We start from the raw sequence: 21661 nt of genomic DNA on the forward strand, positions 1-21661 counted from the left end.
TGCCGGACCCCGCACAGGTGCCCACGGCCTAGGCTCTCCCGGGCCGGGTGACGCAGGGGCGGGCTCCACCGGGTGCCGTTCTCGCGCCCTGCCACGTCAGGGAGGATCGACCCATGTTCGACCACATCGGCGGGCTGCGGCCCGGACAAGCCGCTCGATGGACCGCGCTCGCCGAGGAGTGCGTGCCCGTGCTTGCCGACGACGGGATGGAGGCCGTGCAACACCTGCTGGCCGAGCGCGGCGCGGGCCTCATCGAGGCGATCGCCATCACCCGGGCGCTGCTCGGCTGGGCGGAGACACCGCTGCACACGGCCGCCGAGATCGTGACCACGAGTACCGCTCGGACGGTCGTCGGCGAGGCGAACTGAGTCCTGAAGCGCACCAACCCGGACGCCGGTGCGGGGAGTTCGCCGAACGGCCGGGCCCCGCGTGCTCAGCCGGCGGTGTCGCCGAGGTCGAGATCCCAGGTCTCGCTGACGAGATCCTGGCCGAAGCCGTGGTGGGGAGCTTCGTCGGTGAGCGTGAACCCGAAGTGCTCGTAGATCCTGCGGGCGGACACCTGCTTGTCGGTGGTCCACAGGGTCACGCGTCGGTAGCCGGCCTCGCGGGCGAAGGCGAGGGACTGCTCCACCAGGCGGGTGCCGAGCCCCAGGCCCCGGGCGGCCGGGGTGACGAGCAGGACGCGCAGCTTCGCCACTCCCGGCTGGTCGGCGGCGACCAGCAACACGCACCCCGCGCGCTCGCCGTCGACCTCGGCGATCCAGGCCGCCTCCGTGGCCGGGGAGCCCTTGGCCGCGTAGTCGGCGACGATCTTGGCCACGATCGCCTCGAAGTCGCTGGTGAAACCGAACTGCCGGGCGTACAGCTCGCCGTGGGCCATCACCACCCAGCCCAGGTCGCCGGGGTGGTCGGCGCGGCGGATCACGACCTGCCGCCGACGATCTTCCTTCACCATCACGCACGCTCCGTCACACATGACATCTCACCGTTACTGACACGGTCGTGTCAGTGAAGGCTCTAGGCTAGGCGCATGCCTCCGAAGACCGCAATCCCGTCCGCCCGTCAGAGAGAACTGCTCGAGGCCGCTCACGAGTACGTGCTCGCTCATGGTCTGGCCGATCTGTCGCTGCGCCCGCTGGCCGAGGCGATCGGCTCCAGCACCCGGGTGCTGATGTTCCTGTTCGGCAACAAGGACGGGCTGGTGCGGGCGCTGCTGGAGCGGGCCCGTACCGAGGAGCTGACGCTGCTGGCGCACCTGCGCCGGCCCGACCGGCCGGTCGGCCTGGGCGCTGCGGCCGAACAGGTGTGGTCATGGCTCGCCGCCGAAGAACACCGCCCGCTGCTGCGCCTGTGGGCCGAGGCGTACGCCCGCTCCCTCGTCGAACCGGACGGCCCCTGGGCCGGGTTCGCCAGGTCCACCGTGGAGGACTGGCTCGATGTGCTGGCCGCCTGTCAGGCACGTCCGGACAGGGAGAGCGAGGACGGCGCCGTCCTCCGCACGCTCACGCTGGCGGTGCTGCGCGGTGCGCTGCTCGACCTTCTCGCCACCGACGACGAAGGCCGGGTGACGGCCGCCGTCCACCACCAGCTGGCCCTGTTGCACCACGACGAGACATCCGGCACCTGATCACCGGGCCCGTGGCGCACGCCGTCCGGTGTCACCCCACCGTCGGTCGGCGGTGGCGGTAGTAGAGCATCCCCTCGTGGTCCGGCGCGTGGTCGACGAGGGTGAAGCCCGCCGATGCGACGCACCGGCGACTGGCGTGGTTGTCGGCGTCGATGCCGCAGAAGAACGTCCGGACGTCGTCGGCATCGGGGTGGGAGAGAACGGCCCGGAGGGCGGAGCGGCCGTAGCCCTGCCGCCACCGGTCGGGGGCGACCAGATAGGCCAGCCCCAGGGCGGGGCGGGGGTCGATGTCGGACAGAACGGGGCCGTCGGGGCCCTCGCCGTGGTAGCGGACCCAGCGGTCGTAGACGTCGCCGCAGACGAAGGCGACCGGAGCCCCGGCCTCGTCCAGGCCGATCCACCCGTGGGAGCGCAGCACGGTCGCGCCGCGGAAGGTGGCGCCGGAATCCTGGCTGATCAGCCGTAACTGACTGTGGATCCAGGACCGGCCGCCCAGACGCGTCCGAACCTCGGGGTGATCGAACCAGTGCTCGATCTGGTGCGCCCCGGCCTCGGTCAGGGGCCGCAGTCTCAGAGGTCCGGCGTCCTCGGAGCCGCTCACGGGACCGCCCCCGCCGCACCGGAGCGCGGGTCGACATGGATCTTGGGGCCGGATCCCGCGTCCGCCGGGCGGCGGCCGGCGAGTACGGGGCCGACGTCGTCGAGGCCCACGGTGGCCGCGACGAGCGGCCTGGGGTCGACCGTCCCGTCGGCGTACGCGCGGATGGTGGCGTCGAGCCCGGGGGAGGCGGACAGGATGCCGACCGCGGTGACGTCCTTGAGGACGAGGGTGCGGGTGTCGATGCGACTGGGCTCGGCGGCCAGCCCGATGTACACGAGCCGCCCGCCCGGCTCGACGAGGTCCAGCGCTCGGGCGGGCAGCGGGGCGGCGTTGGTGGCGTCGACGATCGCGTCGAAGGGCAGGCCGGGGACCGAGTCCTCCGTCCAGCCGTGCTCGAAGCCCAGCCGCCGGGCGAAGGCGAGGGAGGCCCCGGTGGCGCCCATCAGATGGACCTCGGCTCCGGCGGCGCGCAGGAACAGGGCCACCAGCAGGCCGATCGTGCCCGGGCCCAGGACCAGGGCACGGTCGCCCGGGCCCAGCGCGGCGGCCCGCGCGGCGCGCAGCGCGTTGCCGCCGGGTTCCACGAGCGCGCCGAGGGCGTCGTCGACCGCGTCGGGCAGGGCGTGCAACGAGGAGGCCGGCACGGCGAGTCGCTCGGCCAGCGCACCGGCCCGGCCGCCGCGGATGCCGACCTCCTGACGCTGTTCGCACACGTGCTGACGGCCGCGCAGACAGCGGCGGCAGGCACCGCAGCCGAGCATGGTGTCGCCCATGACCCGGCGCCCGACCCAGCCGGGGTCGACCTGCTCGCCGACGGACACGACCCGGCCGGACCATTCGTGGCCCAGCCGCATCGGATAGGCGGCGTGCCCCTGACGCAGATAGGCCATCTCGCCGCTGAAGAACTCCAGGTCTGTGCCGCACACGCCGACCCGCGCCACGTCGACCACGACCTCGCCGGGCCCGGCCGCCGGCGCGGGCAGCTCCCGCACCTCGTACGTTCCGGGGCCGGTCAGGACGAAGGCGCGTACGAGGGCAGTGCTCACCGGGGGGCCAGCACGTGCTGGCGCTGGGTGCCGAGACGGTCGATGCCCAGCTCCATCACGTCGCCCGGCTGGAGGTAGACGGGCGGCGTGAGGCCCAGGCCGACGCCCGGCGGGGTGCCGGTGTTGATGAGGTCGCCGGGCTCCAGGACGAGGAACTGGCTGAGGTAGTGCACGATGACGTACGGATCGAAGACCATCGTCCTGGTGCTGCCGGTCTGCCGGCGCACCCCGTTGACGTCCAGCCACATGCCGAGGTCGAGGACGTCGTCGATCTCGTCGGCGGTGGCGAGCCAGGGGCCGGCCGGGTTGAAGGTCTCGGCGGACTTGCCCTTGGCCCACTGGCCGCCGCGCTCCAGCTGGAAGGCGCGCTCACTGACGTCGTTGACGACGACGTACCCGGCGATGGCGTCCCGGGCCGCCTCCACCGAGTCGAGGTAGGCGGTGCGACGGCCGATGACGATGCCCAGCTCCACCTCCCAGTCGGTCTTCGTGGAGCCGCGCGGGATACGCACGTCGTCGTGGGGGCCGATCAGGGTGTTGGGCGACTTGGTGAACAGGATCGGCTCGTCGGGCACGGGCATACCGCTCTCGGCCGCGTGGTCACGGTAGTTGAGGCCGATGCACAGGATCTGGTGAGGGCGTGCGAACGGGGCGCCGACGCGCTCCCCGGCGAACCGTGCCACCTGCCCCGCGGCCGTCCGCTCGGCCACGACGGGACGGACCCGGTCGATGCCGCCCGATCCGAAGAACTGCTCGTCGAAGTCCGTGACGACGTCGGAAAGGTCGACGTAGGTCCGGTCGTCGATCCGGGCGACGGGCTTCTCTGCGCCAGGGGCGCCGATGCGCATGAGGTACACGGGGCTGTCTCCAAGGGTGGTGCGGGACGGGTGAGCGGGGATGAGGGTGAGGTGCGGGAGGTGGCGGTGCGTCAGGTGTGGGGTGCCGCGAGCGGGCCGAGCAGGGCGCGGATCTCCTCGAACCCGTTCACCAGGTCGGACAGCGGGGTCCGGTAGGCGAGCGCGCTGACGCTCACCGCCCCGGAGGGGGTCGTGGGCGAGGTGAGGTACACGGGCACGGCGAGGCAGTTGACGCCGGTCTCGTTCTCCTGGTCGTCGCAGGCGTAGCCCTGTGCGGCCGCCGCCTCCAGCGCGCGGTGCAGTTCGGCGGCCGTGCACAGCGACCGGGGAGTGCGGCGCTCCAGCGGGAGGCCGCCGGCCCAGGTCTCGACCGCCTCCAGGGTCGTCAGTTCGCCGGACAGCAGCAGTTTGCCGACCGCCGTGGTGTGGGCCGCGTTGCGGCCGCCGATGGTCGAGGTCAGCTTCGCGGCGCCGGAGGGCGGGTCGACCTTGGCGCGGTAGACGACCTCCCGGCCGTCCAGGACCGCGTAGTGCGCCGTCTCGCCGAACCGCTCCGCCAGCGCCTCCAGCGCCGGGCGCACCCGGACGTGGTCGGGGCGCGCCTCGTGGTGGGCGAACGCCATGCGCAGGAACTCGTCCCCGAGCACATAGCGGCTGCCCGCGTCCTGATCGGCGAGGCCCGCCCGGCGCAGGGCGCCGAGCGCGCGGTGCACGGTCGGTTTCGGGCTGCCGATAGCGCGGGTCAGCTCGTCCAGACCCACCCCGTCGGGGTGGCGCGCGAGCTCCTTGAGGACGGCGAGTACCCGGTCCGAGCCGACGAGCCGGCCGCCGTCGGCGCCGGCCGCGCCGTCCTCGCCAAGGTCTGCCGGCCTGCCGGGGTCTGCCGAGCCGCCGGGGTCTGTCGATCCCTCGGATGTCTGCATATGCTTCATGGCGTTCCAAAATTTAGATCGTCATACCGATAATTGGAAGCGGTGCCGGGATGCCTCTACGCAGCGCACAGTGGTACGCGGGCCAGGACCGCAACGCCTACATCCACCGCGCGTGGATGCGGCGGGGCGTGCCGGACGACGCCTTCACCGGCCGGCCCCAGATCGCCATCGCCAACACCGCCTCCGACCTGACCCCCTGCAACGCCCACCTCGACGAGGTCGCGGCCTCCGTCCGCAACGGCGTGTACGAGGCGGGCGGCATCCCGCTGGACCTCCCGGTGGTGTCGCTGGGGGAGACGAACGTGCGGCCCACGGCCATGCTGTGGCGCAACATGGCCGCGATGGCCACGGAGGAGATGCTGCGGGCGAACCCCATCGACGGCGTGGTGCTGCTGGGCGGCTGCGACAAGACCATTCCCTCGCTGCTGATGGCCGCCGCGTCGGTCGATCTGCCCGCGGTCGTCGTCCCCGGCGGACCGATGCTCAACGGCACCTTCCGCGGCGGCCTGCTGGGCTGCGGCACCGGGGTGTGGCAGCTGTCGGAGGAGGTCCGCGCGGGCACGCTCTCGCAGGAGCAGTTCGTACGCTCCGAGTCCTCGATGATCCGCAGCCGCGGCCACTGCAACACCATGGGCACCGCCTCGACGATGGCCCTGGTCGCGGAGGCGCTGGGCACGGTGATCCCCGGCGTCGCCGGGACCCCCGCACCCGACAGCCGGCTGCTGGAGGCCGCGCACCACACCGGCCGGCTGGCCGTCGACATGGTCGCCGGTGACCGGCGGCCGGGCACCTTCCTGACCGAGGCGTCCTTCCACAACGCGATCGTCGCGCTCGCCGCCGTCGGCGGCTCCACCAACGCCGTCGTCCACCTCCTGGCCATCGCCGGCCGGCTCGGCATCCCGCTCACCCTGGACGACTTCGACCGCATCGGCTCCCGCGTGCCGGTCCTGGTGGACCTCCAGCCCGCCGGCCGCTTCCTCATGGAGGACTTCCACCGCGCCGGCGGCCTGCTCGCCGTCCTGCGCGAAGTACGCGACCTCCTCGACCCCGGCGCGCTGACCGTCACCGGCACCCCGCTGGTCGACTTCCTCGACGACGCCCCGATCTGGGACCCCGAGGTCATCCGCACCCGCGCCGAACCGCTGGTCGCCGAGGGCGGCATCGCCGTCCTGCGCGGCAACCTCGCCCCCGACGGTGCGCTGATCAAGCCGGCCGCAGCGTCCCCGCACCTGCTCCGGCACCGGGGGAGGGCCGTCGTGTTCGACTCCATCGAGGACTTCCACGCCCGCGTCGACGACCCGGACCTCGACGTGGACGCCGACTCCGTCCTGGTGCTGCGCGGCTGCGGCCCCAAGGGCTACCCGGGCATGCCCGAGGTCTCCAACATGCCCCTGCCGAAGAAACTCCTCGAACAGGGCGTCCGTGACATGGTCCGCGTCTGCGACGGCCGGATGAGCGGGACGGCGTACGGCACGGTCGTCCTGCACGTCGCCCCGGAAGCTGCCGCCGGCGGCCCGCTCGCACTCGTCCGCACCGGCGACGTCATCACCCTCGACGTCGAGGCCCGCCGCATCGACGTCGACGTCCCCGCCGCCGAACTCGCCGCCCGCAGGCCCGACCCGGCCACCGTCGACGCCTACGCCGCCCCCCGGCGCGGCTGGGAACGCCTGTACGTCGACCACGTCCTGCAGGCCGACACCGGAGCCGACCTGGACTTCCTGGTCGGCTCCAGCGGCTCGGAGGTGACCCGCGAGTCGCACTGACGGCGCCGACATGATGGATGTCGAGGCGTTCTGGTCCGAGACCGTCCACCGTGCCCACGAACGTGTCACCGGTGAACCGGACCGGCTCGGCAGGGCGTTGGAGGCGTCCCCCGAACCGGACCTGCAGTTCTCTGCGTGCACCACGTGGCTGCCGCCCTTCGGTCGCCGATGGCCTCGCTCGAGATTGTCAAGCGGTGTCATCGACTTCGGCCCGTCCGGGTGAACATCGACGAACTCCCCGCCGACGCTGACGTGATGACCACATTTAATGAGCCGCGGAATACGGATGCTCCGGACGCCACGGATGTGAGGGCAGCTCCTCCGGGTGCGTCCGACATCGAGCGTGAGGAGTTCTCGTGGATCCCGCAGTCATGGACATCACCCGGCAGGCATTGCTGTCGTCCTATCCCGAGGAGACCGAGGATCTCGACGCGGCCCTGGAACGGTTGGAGCGCCAGGGCCGTTCCCGGGCGCGGCCGCCGGTCGGCATGGGTGTCGACATGCTGCCGCTGGCCGACCACCTGCTTCCGGCGGTGGCGGCTCTCTTCGGCGCGGTGGGCGGCGCTCTGGCGGAGCAGACCGCCACGGTGCTGAGCGAGAAGACCCGGGCGGGACTGGCGAGGCTGCGCGGCGAACCGCACCACACCTTCGACCCCTTGGCCCCCGAGCAGGAGGAGGAGGTCCGCGCCGCGGTCGTCCTCATGCTCAAGGGGAAGGTCACCCCCGAGGAGGCCGACACGCTGGGGCTGGCCGTGGTCGGTGCGTTGCGCCTGCGCAACAGCGGCAACGGTGGCAATGGCGGCGCCGGTGGCCTGCGTGACTGAGACGTCATTGGCGGATGCGAGGGCAGCCGCCGTCCCGGCACGCCCGGCCCAGCTCACCTCACCGACCCGCGGGCACTACCTGCTGCTGATGGTCGTCCTGGCGGTCGCCGGAATCACCGCCGGCGCGCTGATCTTCAACGAGGTGCACGGTACGGCGTGGGGCCGGGCGCAGCTAGCCTGCGCGGAGTCGGTCGGGCCCTTGCACAGTGATCCACGGGAAGAGCTGCGACTCCAGATCGAGAACCTGTCCTGTGCCGCCCCCGCGGAGCGGCAGCGGGCCGCGGCCGGGCTGGCGGGCGGCGCGGCCGTCGTCGCGCTCGGACTGACGCTGACCTGGTGGCTGCCCCGTCGGCTGATCCGCCGGATCGGACCATTGACCGCCCCTCCGCCGCACTGGCCGTTCCCGGGCCCGCCCGTGCGGCTCGGCGGGCCCGATCTGATCGAGCCGTTCACGGTGCAGCACCTCGGCGCACCGCACATCGTGATGCCGCGCGGCGCGAGGCGTCTGCCCGCGGCCGAGGTCGCGGCGGCGTTGCGGCACGAGTGCGCGCACGTCGCCGCCGGTGACGTACGTCTGGCGTGGCTGGTGCGCGGGCTGCGACGGGCCCTGCCGATCGTCGCCGTGCTTCCGGTGCTCGTGACCACGGTCGCGGCTCTCGCCGAACCAGACCGTTCGGTGCTCGGCTCTTTGTTCAGATGGGTCTGGCTGGACTACGTGGCCCGGGTCGTCCTGCTGGCGGTGGCCGCGTGGATCATCGGCGCCCGCGTCGGCCGAGCCCGGGAACACGAGGCGGACTCCGTAGCGGCGGCCGACGGCGCGGGCCCCGGCCTGACCGCCCTGCTGGAGCGGGCCGAGGCCGGTCCCCGCCGGCTGCGTGAGCGTCTGGCCGGGACACACCCCACTCCCCGGCAACGACTAACCCGCCTGGGCAACCGGACACCACCGGCCGTACTCGGCCGCCTCGACGAGTTGGTCGCCGGAGTCCTGGCGGTGACCGTACTCACGACCTCCTACCAGGTGACGACGCCGGCGTTCACCGCCACGCCGGTGGGCGGCTGGACCCTGGCGATCGACTCCCTTCTGGCCGGCGCGCTGCTGGCGGTGGCGTGCGGTCCTGCCTGGTGGCATCAGCCGCCCCCGGACGCGCGGGCGCCCTGGTGGCACCGTGCGGGCGCATGTCTGGCGGTCCCGTCGGCCGTTCCGGTCGGGCTGTACATCGGGGTCAATCGCACCGGCGCCACGGGAGACGGCCCGTACGGCAGCTGGTGGGTGCTGCTCACCCTGTCCCTGGCGACGGCCGGGGCGACCGTGATCTGTGTGTCCCTGGCCCGGGTGTGGTGGCGTGCCGATCGCGTGGGCGGCTTGATGGTGCCACTCCTGGTGACCACGATCCTGTACGGCCTCGCGTTCTGGATAGGCACCACCTCGTCGGTCTTCGTGTGGTTGTTCCGACCGTCGCACTATCTGATCCTCGTGGCCAACGCGCCCTGGGCCGGGTCCCTCGCGGTCTTCGCCGCCCTGGGCTGTGCGTTCGCGTGGCGTCTCCAGAGCGCCGCGGAGACGGGCACCGCCATGTCGGTGACCGTGGTGCCGGAGCCCGTCGTACCGCGCATCCCACCCCTGATCGTCCTGCTCTCCGCCGGCGCCGCGGCCGCGGCGGCCTGCACGGTGCGTCTGCGAACGGTGGCGCCCGTCGAGGCGGACGAGAAGGCCGCGGTCCAACTGCTCGACATGTGGTCGGCGTCCGCGGCCGGAGTGGCCGTGCTCCTGGCCCTCCTCATCGCCGGAGCCGGAACCGTGCCCGACATGCTGCGCGCGGCGCCACCGGCCACCGCGCTCACCTTCGTGGCGATCTACCTCCGATGGGCGACCACGTGGAGCGACCCCGTCGAAACCGCCCGGCGCTTCCTGGTGATTCCGCTCGCGGTGCTGGCTGTGTCCCTCCTCCTTCTCGCCGTGTGCGTCCCCCTGCTGTCGTCCCGAGCCCGGCCACCGCATCGCACGGTCCTGTATCTGCTTCCCCCGCTGTCGGCCGGGATCGCCGCGGCCCTGACCTCCCTGCTGATCGACCACTCGGGTCTGCTGGAGTACCGCGTCCTTCTTTCCCTCGGATGACCGGCGGTGACCGTCCACCCTTCCCCCTCGCGCGGCGATTGAGTGCGTCCGCCCCGTATCCACCCCGCACTCACGGGGCATGGGTCAACAAGTGGGTCCACAAGCGGACACAGGAGCCCCAGGCGTGAGTGCCCGGGCACGAGCACCGAGGAACGGACGAGCACGCCAAGCGCCGGGCGGAGACGTCCGGCACCACGACGTCCACGGGAAGAGGGACAGAGGATGGTCCAAGCGGAACCCGAACCCCAGAGCATCGGCGTCCCGGCCGAGTCCACCCCGGGCGAGACCCGGGTGGCCGCGACACCGGTCACCGTGCGCAGACTTGTCGCGCTCGGGTACCACGTGGTGGTCGAACCGGGGGCGGGGGCCTCGTCCCGCTTCTCCGACGCGGCCTACGAGGAGGCCGGCGCCCGGCTCGGCGACCCGTGGGCGGCGGAGATCGTGCTCAAGGTGAACGGCCCCTCCACCGAGGAGACCGGCCGGCTGCGCGACGGGGCGACCCTGATCGCGCTGATCGGCCCGGCCCACCACGCGGAGCTGGTCGACGAACTGGCCCGGCGCCCCGTCACCGTCCTCGCCATGGACGCCGTGCCCCGCATCTCGCGCGCCCAGTCGCTGGACGTCCTCAGCTCGATGGCGAACATCGCCGGGTACCGGGCCGTCGTCGAGGCCGCGCACGCCTTCGGACGCTTCTTCACCGGCCAGGTGACCGCCGCGGGCAAGGTGCCGCCCGCCAAGGTCCTGGTGGCCGGCGCCGGGGTCGCCGGACTCGCGGCGATCGGCGCGGCCCGCAGTCTCGGCGCCGTGGTCCGCGCCACCGACCCCCGGCCCGAGGTGGCCGAACAGGTCCGCTCGCTGGGCGGCGAGTTCCTCACCGTCTCCGCCGCGCAGGACGTCGGCACCGACGGCTACGCCCGGGCCACCTCGGACGACTACAACCGGCTCGCCGCGCGGCTGTACGCCGAGCAGACGGCCGACGTCGACATCGTCATCACCACCGCGCTCGTCCCGGGCCGTCCGGCACCCCGGCTCATCACCGCCGAGGACGTCGCGCGCATGAAGCCCGGCAGCGTCATCGTCGACATGGCGGCCGCCCAGGGCGGCAACGTCGAGGGGACGGTCGCAGGCAAGGCCGTCGTCACCGACAACGACGTGACGATCATCGGCTACACCGACCTGCCCGGCCGGCTCCCCGCCCAGGCATCCCAGCTCTACGGCACCAACCTCGTCCACCTGATGAAGCTGCTCACCCCCGGCAAGGACGGCCGGCTCGTCCTCGACCTCGACGACGTCGTGCAGCGCTCGATGACCGTGGTCCGCGACGGCGAGAAGACCTGGCCCCCGCCCCCGGTGCAGGTGTCCGCCGTGCCCGCCCCCGACGCGCCCCCGGACCCCGCGACGCCGGTCTCCTCCGGGACGGCGGCGGCGAGGCCCGCACGCCCGGCCCGGTCCGCCTACGCCCTCGTCGGCGCCGGAGCGCTCGCCCTGTTCCTGGTGACCGCCTTCTCGCCGAGCGAACTCATCGGCCACTTCACGGTGTTCGTGCTGGCCATCGTCATCGGCTTCTACGTCATCGGCCAGGTGCACCACGCGCTGCACACCCCGTTGATGTCGGTCACCAACGCCATCTCCGGGATCGTCGTGGTCGGCGCACTGCTGCAGATCGGGCACGGCGACACCGCCGTCACCGTGCTGTCGTTCGCCGCGATCCTGCTGGCGAGCATCAACGTCTTCGGCGGATTCGCCGTCACCCGCCGCATGCTCGGCATGTTCTCGAAGGGCTGATCAGCGTTGACCATTGTCACGGCCGCAGAAGCCGCCTACGTCGTCGCCGCGCTGCTGTTCATCCTCAGCCTCGCGGGGCTCTCCCAGCACCGGACCTCCCGCTCGGGAGTCGTCTGGGGCATCACGGGCATGGTCGTCGCCCTGGCCGCCACCGTCGCACTCGCGTCCCGGAACATCCAGGCCACCGGTCTCGTGCTGATCGCCGTCGCCACGGCCCTCGGCGCCGGTATCGGACTGTGGCGGGCCCGGGTGGTGGAGATGACCGGCATGCCCGAGCTGATCGCCATCATGCACAGCCTCGTCGGCCTCGCCGCCGCGTTCGTCGGCTGGAACGGCTACCTCGACGTGGAGGCCGGCCTCACCGGGGCGCTGCTGGGCATCCACCACGCCGAGGTGTTCATCGGCGTGTTCATCGGCGCCGTCACCTTCACCGGCTCGGTCGTCGCGTACCTGAAGCTGTCGGCGCGCATCGACTCCCGGCCCCTCACCCTGCCCGGCAAGCACGTCCTCAACGTGAGCGCCCTGGTCGCCTTCGTCGTGCTCACCGTCGCCTTCGTGGCCCGCCCCGGCATCGGCCTGCTCATCGCCGTCACCGTGATCGCGCTCGCCCTCGGCGCGCACCTGGTCGCCTCCATCGGCGGCGGTGACATGCCGGTGGTCGTCTCCATGCTCAACAGCTATTCCGGCTGGGCCGCGGCGGCCTCCGGTTTCCTCCTCGCCAACAACCTGCTCATCGTCACCGGCGCGCTCGTCGGCTCCTCCGGCGCCTACCTCTCGTACATCATGTGCAAGGCGATGAACCGCTCCTTCCTCTCGGTGATCGCGGGCGGCTTCGGCACCCCGGCGGCGGTGGCCGACGGCGAGCAGGGCGAGCACCGCGAGATCGACGCCGAGGAGACCGCGCAGCTGCTGCACGACGCCTCGTCGGTGATCATCACGCCCGGCTACGGCATGGCGGTCGCCCAGGCCCAGTACCCGGTGGCCGAACTGGCGCGCAGGCTGCGCGAGCGGGGTGTCGAGGTGCGCTTCGGCATCCACCCCGTCGCCGGCCGGCTGCCCGGCCACATGAACGTGCTGCTCGCCGAGGCCCATGTGCCCTACGACATCGTCCTCGAGATGGACGAGATCAACGACGACTTCCCCGCCACCTCGGTCGTCCTCGTCATCGGCGCCAACGACACCGTCAACCCGGCCGCCATCGACGACCCGGCCAGCCCCATCGCCGGGATGCCCGTGCTGCACGTGTGGGAGGCCGCGAACGTGGTGGTCTTCAAGCGGTCCATGGCCGTCGGCTACGCGGGTGTGCAGAACCCGCTGTTCTTCCGTGAGAACACCCAGATGCTCTTCGGTGATGCCAAGCAGCGGGTCGAGGACATCCTGCGCGGCCTCGACGCCCTCGACACCACCGTCCCGGAGATGGCCGGCACGTCACGCTGAATGGCGGGTGCGACGCGTGTCCCGGACGGTATTCCGTCCGGGACACGCGGCTTCGTGCGGGTGAAGAGCGCGCCACCATCCGGACGTCGTCCGTGTGGCGTGCCGTCGGCCCGGGGGTGCGTGGTGTCCGCTGAGGTCCTCGGGGCGCTCACGCGAGAAGGAGACACACGGCATGTTCGGACAGGCACAGGCGTTCAGCGGCTTCGCGGTCGACGACCTCGACGCGGCCCGCGGGTTCTACGGGGAGACGCTGGGGCTACGGGTGGAGGAGAGCGGGCAGGGGGAGATGCGCATGCTGATCCTCACCCTCGGCAGCGGCGCACGCGTCTTCGTCTACCCGAAGCAGACGCACACCCCCGCGACGTTCACGATCCTCAACTTCCCCGTGGACGACATCGAGTCGGCGGTCGGCGAACTGGAGCGGCGCGGCGTGAGCCTTGAGCGCTACCCCGGGTTCGACCACGACGAGAAGGGCGTCGTCCGGGCCGGCGGCGACGGCCCCGCGGCGATCGCGTGGTTCACCGACCCGGCCGGGAACGTCCTCTCGGTACTCCAGGAGCAGTGACGCAGGAGGTGACGGCGGCACGAGGGCGGTTGGCCTACGGGCCGGGCGGGCCCGTATCGGCCGTACGGCCGAGGGAACGCGTCCGGCCGGACCGGAAGCCCGGCCGTTCGGCCGAGGCGCGGGCCCGTGCCGACGGGAGAGGTTGGGTACCGCAACCCACCCTCTGCACCAGGAGCACCTCATGGCACGCAAGCCCCTCGTCATCACCGCCGGCGTGGTGGCCGCGCTGGCCGTCGGCGGCGGAGCCCTCACCTACGCGATGAGCGGTACGGAGTCGACCACCGGGCTCGACGAGTTCACGACGGTGACCGTGGACGGCCAGAAGGCGCTCAGCGGGCGGATCGTCACCGGCCGCACCGCGTCGAAGTACAGTCCGCTGCCGTGGATCGGCGCCGGCACGGACATCGTGAAGTGCCCCGCCCTCAAGGCGGTGGCCGGCACCGAGGTGAGGTGCCTCGCGAGGGACGGCGACGGCAAGGACCTGTCCATCCCGGTCACCGTCGTCGAGGCCGACGCCACCAGCATCACCTGGAAGTTCGAGCGGGCCTGACCGCGATCGGAACGGCAGGGCCGCCTCCGTGTTTTTCAGTGCTGGTCGGGGCCTGCTGAACAACTCCCCGACCCTGCAGAATCGGTTCCGGCCGATGGCACGCCCCCCGTGCCATCGGCTCCCTGGCAGGCGGCCCCGGTCCCCGTCCCCCCGGTGGCTCGGGGTCGCCCTTCGGTGCAGGTGTCGTACGGCGGCGGACGGATCCGGAAGGCGGTCGCCGTGCACGGCATGGCGAGCGGCAAGCCTTACCTCTCCCTTACCAACCCGGAGCAGCCCGGGACCGTCTCCCTGAGGGCAGCCCCCGACGGTGGTGGCCCTGCCGCCACCGCCTGACGCACCACCGCTCCCTCAGCTCCTCGCACATGAACGGAACCACCATGTCCGCACACGGTCGTCGGCGTCCGACCCGCCGCGATGTCCTGCTCAGAACCGCCGCCGGCGGACTCGTCCTCGGCGGTGGCGCCGCGGTCTGCGGCCCGTTGCTCTCCACCGCCGACGCGGCGGGAAGCACCTTCGGACACCGCGACGACGGGCGCGCCCACGTCATCGACACCGGCGCCGGCCTCGTGTTCAAGGTCGACCACCGCACCGGCGACCTGACCTCCCTGGTATACGGGGGCACCGAGTACCAGGGCTACGGCAACCGCAACTCGCACGTCGAAACCGGTCTGGGCGCCTCGTCGGTGAGCATCCGCGGGACCGCCGACACCGTCCTGGTCACCGTCGTCCACGGCACCATGCACCACTACTACGCCGCCCGCCGGGGCGAGAACAACGTCTACATGTGGACGAACAAGGCGGACGCCTCCATCACCGCCACCCGCTACATCGTCCGCGTGCGGCCCGGCCTGTTCCCCAACGACGACCCCGACTCCTGGGACGCCCGCACCGACACCCTGATCGAGGCACAGGACATCCGCCGCCGGCCCAACGGCACCACCCGCTCCAAGCACTACTCCAACCAGCGCGTCATCGACTACAGCCACGTCGGCTGGAGCGACGGCAAGGTCGGTATGTGGATGGTCCGCAGCAATCACGAGAAGGCGTCCGGCGGACCGTTCTACCGCTCGCTCATGCGTCACCACTACGAGGACGGCGCCGGCCTGTACGAGATCCTCTACTACGGCGAGAACCAGACCGAGCCGATGCGCTTCGGCCTCCAGGGCCCGTACGTCCTCGCCTTCACCGACGGCGGTGCGCCCGCCCGCGCGCTGGCCCACGACGCCATCGACACCTCGTGGGCGGACGGTCTGGGCCTGGTCGGCTGGGTCGGCCGCCGTGGCCGCGGGCGGGTCGCCGGTGTCGGCATCGGCGGCCGCGCCGAGGGCACCGCCTACACGGTCGGCTTCGCCAACCCCGACGCCCAGTACTGGGCGAAGGCCGACCCGGCCACCGGCCGTTTCCAGTCGCCGTACATGCTGCCGGGCGCGTACGAGCTCACCGTTTACAAGGACGAACTCGCCGTGCACACGACGTCCGTCACCGTGACGGCCGGGCGCACGACGGCCCTGCACACCTTGAAGATCACCGCGGATCCGGGACAGCGGCCCGCGATCTGGCGCATCGGCGACTGGTCCGGCACACCGCGCGGCTTCGCCAACGCCTCCCTGATGACGACGATGCACCCCTCCGACGCCCGGGCCAGACCGTGGACGCAGGGTGTCCACACCATAGGCTCCTCGTCCGCGGCGGACTTCCCCTGCTACCAGTGGGCGGACGTCGACAACGGCCGGAAGATCCGTTTCCGGCTCACACGGGAGCAACTGGCGTCCGGCCACACACTCAACATCGGTATCACCACCGCGTTCGCCAAGGGCAGGCCCCGGATCAGGGTCAACGACTGGGTCTCGACCGTGCCCGTGCCCGCCGAGGAACCCACGACCCGCTCCCTCACCGTCGGCTCCTACCGGGGAAACAACCACACCTACAGCTACGCGATCCCCGCGAGTGCCTGGGTGAGGTCGGCGGACGCCCACCAGGAGCTGACGATCGACATCGTCAGCGGCTCCGGCGGCACCGCCTTCCTCAGCCCCGGAGTGTCGTACGACGTCGTCGAGCTGGTGCCCTGAGCCGTATGTGGCCCGGGACTCATCGGCCGGGCCGGGATTGCCGCCGGATGGGCGAAAAACATAGGTTGAGCGCCCGTTCTTGTGTTCGAGATTCGAAGGGTGTCGGCTGGTGGGTCGTCGCGAGAAGCCGGTGGACCCCGACGCCGGTCCGGTGCAGCGCCTCGCGCACGAGCTGCGCCTGCTGAGGGAGAAGGCCGGGAAACCGCCGTACCGGGAGATGGCCCAGCGAGCCGGCTACTCCACGACCGCGCTGTCGCAGGCCGCGGCCGGCGGTGACCAGCTGCCGACCCTGGCGGTGGTGCGCGCCTACGCGGAGGCACTCGACGCGGACCCCGACGAGTGGGAGGCCCGCTGGCGGGAGGCGGACACCGAACTGCGTGCCCCCGCGGCCGACGAACGGGCGCCGTTCCGGGGTCTGGCACGCTTCGAACCGGCCGACAGCGACCTCTTCTTCGGCCGGCAGGCTCTGATCGGGGACCTGCTGGACCTGGCCCGCGCGCACCGCTTCGCGGCGGTGTTCGGGCCCTCCGGCAGCGGCAAGTCCTCGCTGCTGCGCGCCGGTCTCGTCCCGCTGCTGCGGGAGGGCAAGGGCGACGGACGCCCGGCGGTGATCCGGGTCCTCACCCCGGGGGCACGCCCCGCCCACACGCACCGGGAGGCGCTCGTCCCGAAGGACGGCGAGCTGGACACCTGGGTGATCGTCGACCAGTTCGAGGAACTGTTCACCCTCTGCCACGACCGGGAGGAACGGGACCGCTTCCTGGACGCGCTGCTCGTCGCGCGCCGTCCGGAGAGCCGGCTGCGGGTGGTCGTCGCGGTGCGCGGCGACTTCTACGGCCACTGCGCCGAGCACCGGGAGCTCGCGGAGGCGGTCGGACACGCGAGTCTGCTGGTCGGGCCGATGAGCGCGGACGAGCTCCGCGAGGTCGTCACCGGCCCCGCCGCCACGGCGGGGCTCAATGTGGAACGGGTGCTGACCGCACGGATCGTCGAGGAGGCAGGCGACCGGCCAGGGGCGCTGCCGATGCTCTCCCACGCGCTGCTGGAGACCTGGCGCCGTCGACGGGGCCGCACGCTGACGCTGGCCGGTTACGAGGAGTCGGGCGGTGTCCGCGGAGCGATCGCTGCCACCGCCGAGCAGGTCTACGGCGACCTGGACGAGGAACAGGCCCGCAGGGCCCGGCGCATCCTGCTCCGGCTGATCGCCCCGGGCGACCGCACCGCCGACACGCGCCGCCCGGCGTCCCGCTCCGAGCTGGGCCCTGGTGCGCCGGACGTCCTGGAACGACTGGCCGCCGCCCGCCTGGTCACGCTGGACGGCGACACCGTCGAACTCGCCCACGAGGCATTGATCACCGGCTGGCCCCGCCTCGCGGGCTGGATCGAGGAGAGCCGGGAGCGGCTGCGTGCCCAGCGGCTCCTCGGTGAGGCCGCCCGCGCCTGGGAGGAACTGCACCGTGACACCGGCGCGCTGTACCGGGGCGCACGGCTGGCCCGCGCCGAGGAGCTGTTCGGCGCGCGACCGGAGACGGAGGACGACGACGACCTCACCGGGCCGGAGCGGGCCTTCCTGACCGCGTCCGCCGTGGCCCGTGACACCGAGCGGGACGCCGGCGCGCGCGCCGCCCGGCGCACCCGTGCTCTCGCCGTCGGTGTCTGCGTGTTCCTCGTCCTCGCGCTGACCGCGGGGCTGGTCGCCTGGCAACGCGACCGGCTCAGCGAGGAGGAGGCCGCCAAGGCCGCCGCCCGTCGCCTGGCCACCGTCGCCGAGAGTCTGCGCTCCACCGACCCCCGTACCGCGTCCCTGCTCGGCGCCGCCGCGTGGCGGATCGCCCCGCTCACCGAGTCCCGCTCGGCCCTGCTGGGCGCGCTCGCGCAGCCGGAACGGGACGCCTTCACCGACCCGCAGACCGGCCGGGACGTCCGACGCTTCCTCACCGACCAGGGCCGCACCCTGCTCAGGGCCGACGGCAGCCAGGTCACCAGGTGGAGCGTGGCGGAGCACCGCCGCACCGGCAGCTACCACCTGCCGGGCGGCACCGAGGCGTACGACATCGGCCCCGACGCCCGGTTCCTGCTGCTGAACTCCGCCGACGCCGACAGCGACATGCTGTGGAACCTTCCCGAGGCGCGCTCCGCCGCCGACCTGGGCGACGCGGAGTACGCGACTGCCGCGCCCGACGGCACCGCGTACCTCACCCGGCCGTTCGACCGCCCCGGCCGCGTGGAGGTCCGCCGGACGGACGACGGTCACGTCCTCTTCGGCACCGACGTCGCCCGTGCCCTCACCACGACCGCCCTCGGCCCGGGCGGACGCCTGGCCGCGTTCTGCTCCGCCGACGGCCCGCCGCAGGTGTGGGACGTCGTGCACGGCAAGCAGCTGCCCGGCGACTGGGACAACGCGGACGGCACCGTCTGCGGCACCGGCTCGGGAGCGGACAGCGGGGAGCGCCTGCTGCGCCTCAGCCCGGACGGCAGACGGCTGGCCGCCGTCCACGGCACCACGGTGACCGTCTGGGACGTCCGCGGTGGAAGGAGCGTCGCCGACTTCGCCAGCGGCGGCACCACCGGCTTCACGCAGGCCGATCTCTCCCCCGACGGGGAGTTCCTCGCCACGGTCGACGACCACGAGATCGCCGTCTGGGGGCTCGCCTCGGGCGGCGGGCTGGCCTTCCACCGGCCGCTGGCCGGCGCGGAGGCCAGCGACCTGACCTGGGTCCCGGACCATGGCCGGCGCACCCTGCGCTACCTGGACCGTGCCACCGTCCGCAGCCTCGACCTGACCGACCGCCTCACCACCGCCCGGCAGAACCCCCCGGCCGACGCCACGCTCCTCGGCCCGGACGGCACCACCCTCGCCACCGTCACCCGCGCCGGCAAGGGCTACCGCTTCGAGCTGCGCTCCACCGACACCCCCGCGCACCCCGTCCGGCGCACCCTCGGCCCCCTGCCCAGTGCCACCCGCGACGAGACGCCTCTTCTCGCGTTCAGCCCGGACGGCCGCACCCTCGCCGTCGCCGACACCACGTCCTCGGGCGGCTCGCTGAGACAGCGCTTCACCCTGTGGAACGCCCGCGACCACACGGTCCGCACGGTCCTCACCACCTCCGGAGCCGCCGACCGCCCCGTCTCCGCGATCGCCCTGGGACCCGCCGGGCGCACACTGCTGGCCGCACGCTCCGCCAGCGACGACAGTGGGGCGGAGGTCTGGGACACGCGGACGCACCGCAGGTCCGGCACCCTGCACGGCGTGTCCGGTCCGGCGCTGGCCGTACGACCGGACGGACGGCTGCTCGTCGACTCGGGCGACCAGTACGCCGGCCTCCCCACCGGCAAGGTCACCGGGCGGGCACTCGCCGACGGCCGCCAGGTCACCGCCCTGGCCTTCACCCCCGACGGCGCCCGACTCGCCGTCGGTGACAGCACCGGGCACGTGACCCTCTGGGACCGGGACCTGCGGCGCACCACAGGCGTCCTGACCGGTACCGCCGACACGGTCCCCAGCGGCCCGACCGAGGCCGTGGGCGCGCTGGCCTTCTCCTCCGACGGCCGCACCCTCGCCGTCGGAGGCTCGGAGGGCACCCTCCGGCTGTGGGACACCGCCGGCCAGCGGATCCTCGGCGGGGACCTGCCCACGCCGGGGGACGAGATCCGCTCGCTCGCCTTCGGCCACGACGACGGCACCCTCTACGCCGCCGGCCCGAACATGCTGCTCCGACGCCACCGCATCGCCCCCGAGGCGGCCGTCCGCGCCATCTGCGCACGGGCGGGCGGCGGACTGACCCGGGCCCTGTGGCAGCAGTACGTCCCCGACGCGCCGTACCGGCGGATCTGCCCACCGGCGCACCGGCCACGAGAGGACTGAGCGCCCTCGGAGCCGGCCGCGGAATTGTTCACAGCGACCCCGGGTCTCGCTGAAAAACACCCCTGACCAGCACGATCGGAGACCACAACGGCCGTCCGCGTCCCCGTACGCGGCGGCCGCCGGGCGTCCGGTCCGTGACGCGCGGAAGGTCCCCTCTTCCTCAGGTTCTGGTCACATGCGCCCTCGCACCCTGCTCCCCGCCCTCCTGCTGCTCGGCTCGCTCACCGCGGCCTGCGCGCACGGCACGTCCGACCCGCCGGCCACGGCATCCGACGCCGCCCGGCCCGGATCGTCGCCCGCCCCGGCGCGAACCGTCGACCCCTCGAAGATCAAGGGCCTGCGGATCGTCGGCGACAGCAGCGAGAACAGCTCCTGCCCCTTCGCGACCAGCTACCCGGACGTCCCGGGAGCGGAGGCGATGACGGCCGCGATGAAGAAGGACGTGGAGCAGCGCCTGGCGGGCTTCCGCTCCGGGGCGTGCGAGTCGGATGCCGACGGCGCGGAGAGCCGCGACCTCAACATCAGCCACCAGTTCCTGGTCGCTTCCGGGGACGTGCTCGGTGTCCGCCTCACCACCCAGGACCACAGCTCCGTCGGGGACGGACGGTCCGACACGGTCTACTGGTACGACGGCAGGGCCGGCGCCTACCGCACACCCCTCGCGCTCGTCGCCGAAGGCTCCCGGGACGCCTTCACCACCGCTCTGCAGGACCGGCTCGAAGGACGGGAGGGCGTGAACGCCGGCACCCTGGACGACACCTTCTCCGACGCGGCTTCCCGCGCCGCCGTCCTGAACGACATGGACTTCACGGCCGACGGCGGGCTGCGCGTCACCTTCGACCGCGGCGAGGTGGGCGTCCCGGCCGCCGGCCGCCTGTCGGTGGTCCTGCCCAGCAAGACGGTCACCCCGTGGCTGTCCGGGTTCGGCGAGCGCGCCCAGCGGCAGACCATGCGCCCCGGCCGCTCACTCGACCTCGGCGCGTCCCATGAGCCCGCCCCGGCCGTCCCCACCCACACCGCCTCCGGCGACGACGACACCGACTGCAGGAAGGTCAAGTGCATCGCCCTGACCTTCGACGACGGACCCGCCGCCCCCGAGACCGCGAACCTGCTGACCCACCTCGCCCGGTACCGGGCCCGCGTCACGTTCTTCACCGTCGGACAGAACGTCGCCGCCCACCCCGACCTCGTCCGCGCCGAGGCCCGGGCAGGCCACGAGATCGGCAACCACTCCTGGAACCACCCCGACCTCACTAGGCTCAGCCCACGCCAGGTCGCCTCCCAGCTCCACCGCACCAGCGCCGCCATCAAGGCGGCCACCGGCAGGGCGCCCACCCTCGTCCGCCCGCCCTACGGCGCCATCAACCACACGGTCAAGTCCGTGACGACCCTCTCGCCGGTCCTGTGGGACGTCGACACCGAGGACTGGAAGTACCGCGACCCCGCCCGGGTGGCCCGGACCGTCATCGACAAGGCCCAGCCCAACGATGTCGTCCTCCTGCACGACATCCACCCCACCTCGGTCGCGGCCGTCCCCGAGATCCTGCGGACGCTGAGCGCCCGCGGCTACCACTTCGTCACCGTCAGCCATCTGCGGGCCACGCTGTGATCCGTCGTGGCGTGG

Annotated in this window: 17 protein-coding genes; 12 read left to right on the forward strand and 5 right to left on the reverse strand. The window is 72.7% G+C overall.

Annotation, left to right across the window (positions count from 1 at the left end; genetic code table 11):
* Nucleotides 1–113: 113 nt before the first annotated feature.
* On the forward strand, nt 114–368 hold the full coding sequence (locus SCAB_RS42240) for a hypothetical protein (protein ID WP_013006204.1): 255 nt from the start codon (nt 114–116) through the stop codon (nt 366–368).
* Between the two features lie 65 nt (nt 369–433).
* Here the strand turns inward: SCAB_RS42240 and SCAB_RS42245 are convergent, their stop codons facing one another.
* The gene (locus SCAB_RS42245) at nt 434–955 is read right to left on the reverse strand and encodes a GNAT family N-acetyltransferase (RefSeq protein WP_037728921.1); all 522 of its coding nucleotides are present in this window, start codon (nt 953–955) and stop codon (nt 434–436) included.
* 75 nt (nt 956–1030) lie between these two features.
* On the opposite strand from SCAB_RS42245, the gene SCAB_RS42250 reads away from it, so the two are divergent.
* Entirely contained in the window at nt 1031–1627 is a 597-nt protein-coding gene (locus SCAB_RS42250) for a TetR/AcrR family transcriptional regulator (RefSeq protein ID WP_037728923.1), read from the forward strand.
* Between the two features lie 31 nt (nt 1628–1658).
* On the opposite strand, the gene SCAB_RS42255 is transcribed toward SCAB_RS42250, so the two are convergent.
* The 4 genes from SCAB_RS42255 to SCAB_RS42270 all read right to left on the reverse strand — a co-directional run bounded on the left by SCAB_RS42255 (nt 1659) and on the right by SCAB_RS42270 (nt 5063).
* Nucleotides 1659–2228, reverse strand: a complete 570-nt coding sequence (locus tag SCAB_RS42255; protein WP_013006207.1) for a GNAT family N-acetyltransferase — start codon at nt 2226–2228, stop codon at nt 1659–1661.
* Nucleotides 2225–3274 (reverse strand): zinc-dependent alcohol dehydrogenase, encoded by a 1050-nt coding sequence (locus tag SCAB_RS42260; RefSeq protein ID WP_013006208.1) that lies wholly within the window; start codon nt 3272–3274, stop codon nt 2225–2227. Before SCAB_RS42260 ends, SCAB_RS42255 begins: the two co-directional genes overlap by 4 nt.
* Nucleotides 3271–4131 (reverse strand): fumarylacetoacetate hydrolase family protein, encoded by an 861-nt coding sequence (locus SCAB_RS42265; RefSeq protein WP_013006209.1) that lies wholly within the window; start codon nt 4129–4131, stop codon nt 3271–3273. Before SCAB_RS42265 ends, SCAB_RS42260 begins: the two co-directional genes overlap by 4 nt.
* A gap of 71 nt (nt 4132–4202) precedes the next feature.
* Complete coding sequence (locus tag SCAB_RS42270) at nt 4203–5063, reverse strand: IclR family transcriptional regulator (RefSeq protein WP_013006210.1); 861 nt, start codon at nt 5061–5063, stop codon at nt 4203–4205.
* A gap of 50 nt (nt 5064–5113) precedes the next feature.
* Here SCAB_RS42270 and SCAB_RS42275 point away from each other — a divergent pair, with 50 nt between their 5' ends.
* The 10 genes from SCAB_RS42275 to SCAB_RS48080 all read left to right on the forward strand — a co-directional run bounded on the left by SCAB_RS42275 (nt 5114) and on the right by SCAB_RS48080 (nt 21646).
* Nucleotides 5114–6826 carry an IlvD/Edd family dehydratase gene (locus SCAB_RS42275; protein ID WP_013006211.1) on the forward strand — a complete coding sequence of 571 codons (1713 nt, stop codon included), beginning with the start codon at nt 5114–5116 and terminating at the stop codon, nt 6824–6826.
* Nucleotides 6827–7182: 356 nt separating this feature from the next.
* Nucleotides 7183–7650 (forward strand): hypothetical protein, encoded by a 468-nt coding sequence (locus SCAB_RS47185; protein WP_148274252.1) that lies wholly within the window; start codon nt 7183–7185, stop codon nt 7648–7650.
* Complete coding sequence (locus SCAB_RS42290) at nt 7643–9766, forward strand: M48 family metalloprotease (protein ID WP_158512278.1); 2124 nt, start codon at nt 7643–7645, stop codon at nt 9764–9766. Before SCAB_RS47185 ends, SCAB_RS42290 begins: the two co-directional genes overlap by 8 nt.
* Before the next feature lie 222 nt (nt 9767–9988).
* The gene (locus SCAB_RS42295) at nt 9989–11551 is read left to right on the forward strand and encodes a Re/Si-specific NAD(P)(+) transhydrogenase subunit alpha (RefSeq protein WP_013006215.1); all 1563 of its coding nucleotides are present in this window, start codon (nt 9989–9991) and stop codon (nt 11549–11551) included.
* Nucleotides 11552–11557: 6 nt separating this feature from the next.
* Nucleotides 11558–12988, forward strand: a complete 1431-nt coding sequence (gene pntB / locus SCAB_RS42300) for a Re/Si-specific NAD(P)(+) transhydrogenase subunit beta (protein ID WP_013006216.1) — start codon at nt 11558–11560, stop codon at nt 12986–12988.
* 172 nt (nt 12989–13160) lie between these two features.
* Nucleotides 13161–13553 carry a VOC family protein gene (locus tag SCAB_RS42305; protein WP_013006217.1) on the forward strand — a complete coding sequence of 131 codons (393 nt, stop codon included), beginning with the start codon at nt 13161–13163 and terminating at the stop codon, nt 13551–13553.
* A gap of 181 nt (nt 13554–13734) precedes the next feature.
* Nucleotides 13735–14103, forward strand: coding sequence for a hypothetical protein (locus SCAB_RS42310; RefSeq protein WP_013006218.1), 369 nt, complete (start codon nt 13735–13737; stop codon nt 14101–14103).
* A 377-nt stretch (nt 14104–14480) separates the two neighbouring features.
* Nucleotides 14481–16172: a rhamnogalacturonan lyase B N-terminal domain-containing protein gene (locus SCAB_RS42315; RefSeq protein WP_041670207.1), complete on the forward strand. Its 1692-nt coding sequence runs from the start codon at nt 14481–14483 to the stop codon at nt 16170–16172.
* 109 nt (nt 16173–16281) lie between these two features.
* Nucleotides 16282–20037, forward strand: a complete 3756-nt coding sequence (locus SCAB_RS42320) for an nSTAND1 domain-containing NTPase (protein WP_013006221.1) — start codon at nt 16282–16284, stop codon at nt 20035–20037.
* 175 nt (nt 20038–20212) lie between these two features.
* Nucleotides 20213–21646 (forward strand): polysaccharide deacetylase family protein, encoded by a 1434-nt coding sequence (locus SCAB_RS48080; RefSeq protein ID WP_013006222.1) that lies wholly within the window; start codon nt 20213–20215, stop codon nt 21644–21646.
* Nucleotides 21647–21661 lie beyond the last annotated feature (15 nt).

The sequence above is a fragment of the Streptomyces scabiei 87.22 genome (assembly GCF_000091305.1).
GTDB classification, from domain to species: domain Bacteria; phylum Actinomycetota; class Actinomycetes; order Streptomycetales; family Streptomycetaceae; genus Streptomyces; species Streptomyces scabiei.

Coding starts and splice junctions, on each gene's coding strand:
- SCAB_RS42250 (WP_037728923.1), top strand. CDS start 1,031: ATGCCTCCGAAGACCGCAATCCCGTCCGCCCGTCAGAGAGAACTGCTC.
- SCAB_RS42310 (WP_013006218.1), top strand. CDS start 13,735: ATGGCACGCAAGCCCCTCGTCATCACCGCCGGCGTGGTGGCCGCGCTG.
- SCAB_RS42245 (WP_037728921.1), bottom strand. CDS start 955: ATGGTGAAGGAAGATCGTCGGCGGCAGGTCGTGATCCGCCGCGCCGAC.
- SCAB_RS42240 (WP_013006204.1), top strand. CDS start 114: ATGTTCGACCACATCGGCGGGCTGCGGCCCGGACAAGCCGCTCGATGG.
- SCAB_RS42295 (WP_013006215.1), top strand. CDS start 9,989: ATGGTCCAAGCGGAACCCGAACCCCAGAGCATCGGCGTCCCGGCCGAG.
- SCAB_RS48080 (WP_013006222.1), top strand. CDS start 20,213: ATGCGCCCTCGCACCCTGCTCCCCGCCCTCCTGCTGCTCGGCTCGCTC.
- SCAB_RS42315 (WP_041670207.1), top strand. CDS start 14,481: ATGTCCGCACACGGTCGTCGGCGTCCGACCCGCCGCGATGTCCTGCTC.
- SCAB_RS42270 (WP_013006210.1), bottom strand. CDS start 5,063: ATGAAGCATATGCAGACATCCGAGGGATCGACAGACCCCGGCGGCTCG.
- SCAB_RS42275 (WP_013006211.1), top strand. CDS start 5,114: ATGCCTCTACGCAGCGCACAGTGGTACGCGGGCCAGGACCGCAACGCC.
- SCAB_RS42305 (WP_013006217.1), top strand. CDS start 13,161: ATGTTCGGACAGGCACAGGCGTTCAGCGGCTTCGCGGTCGACGACCTC.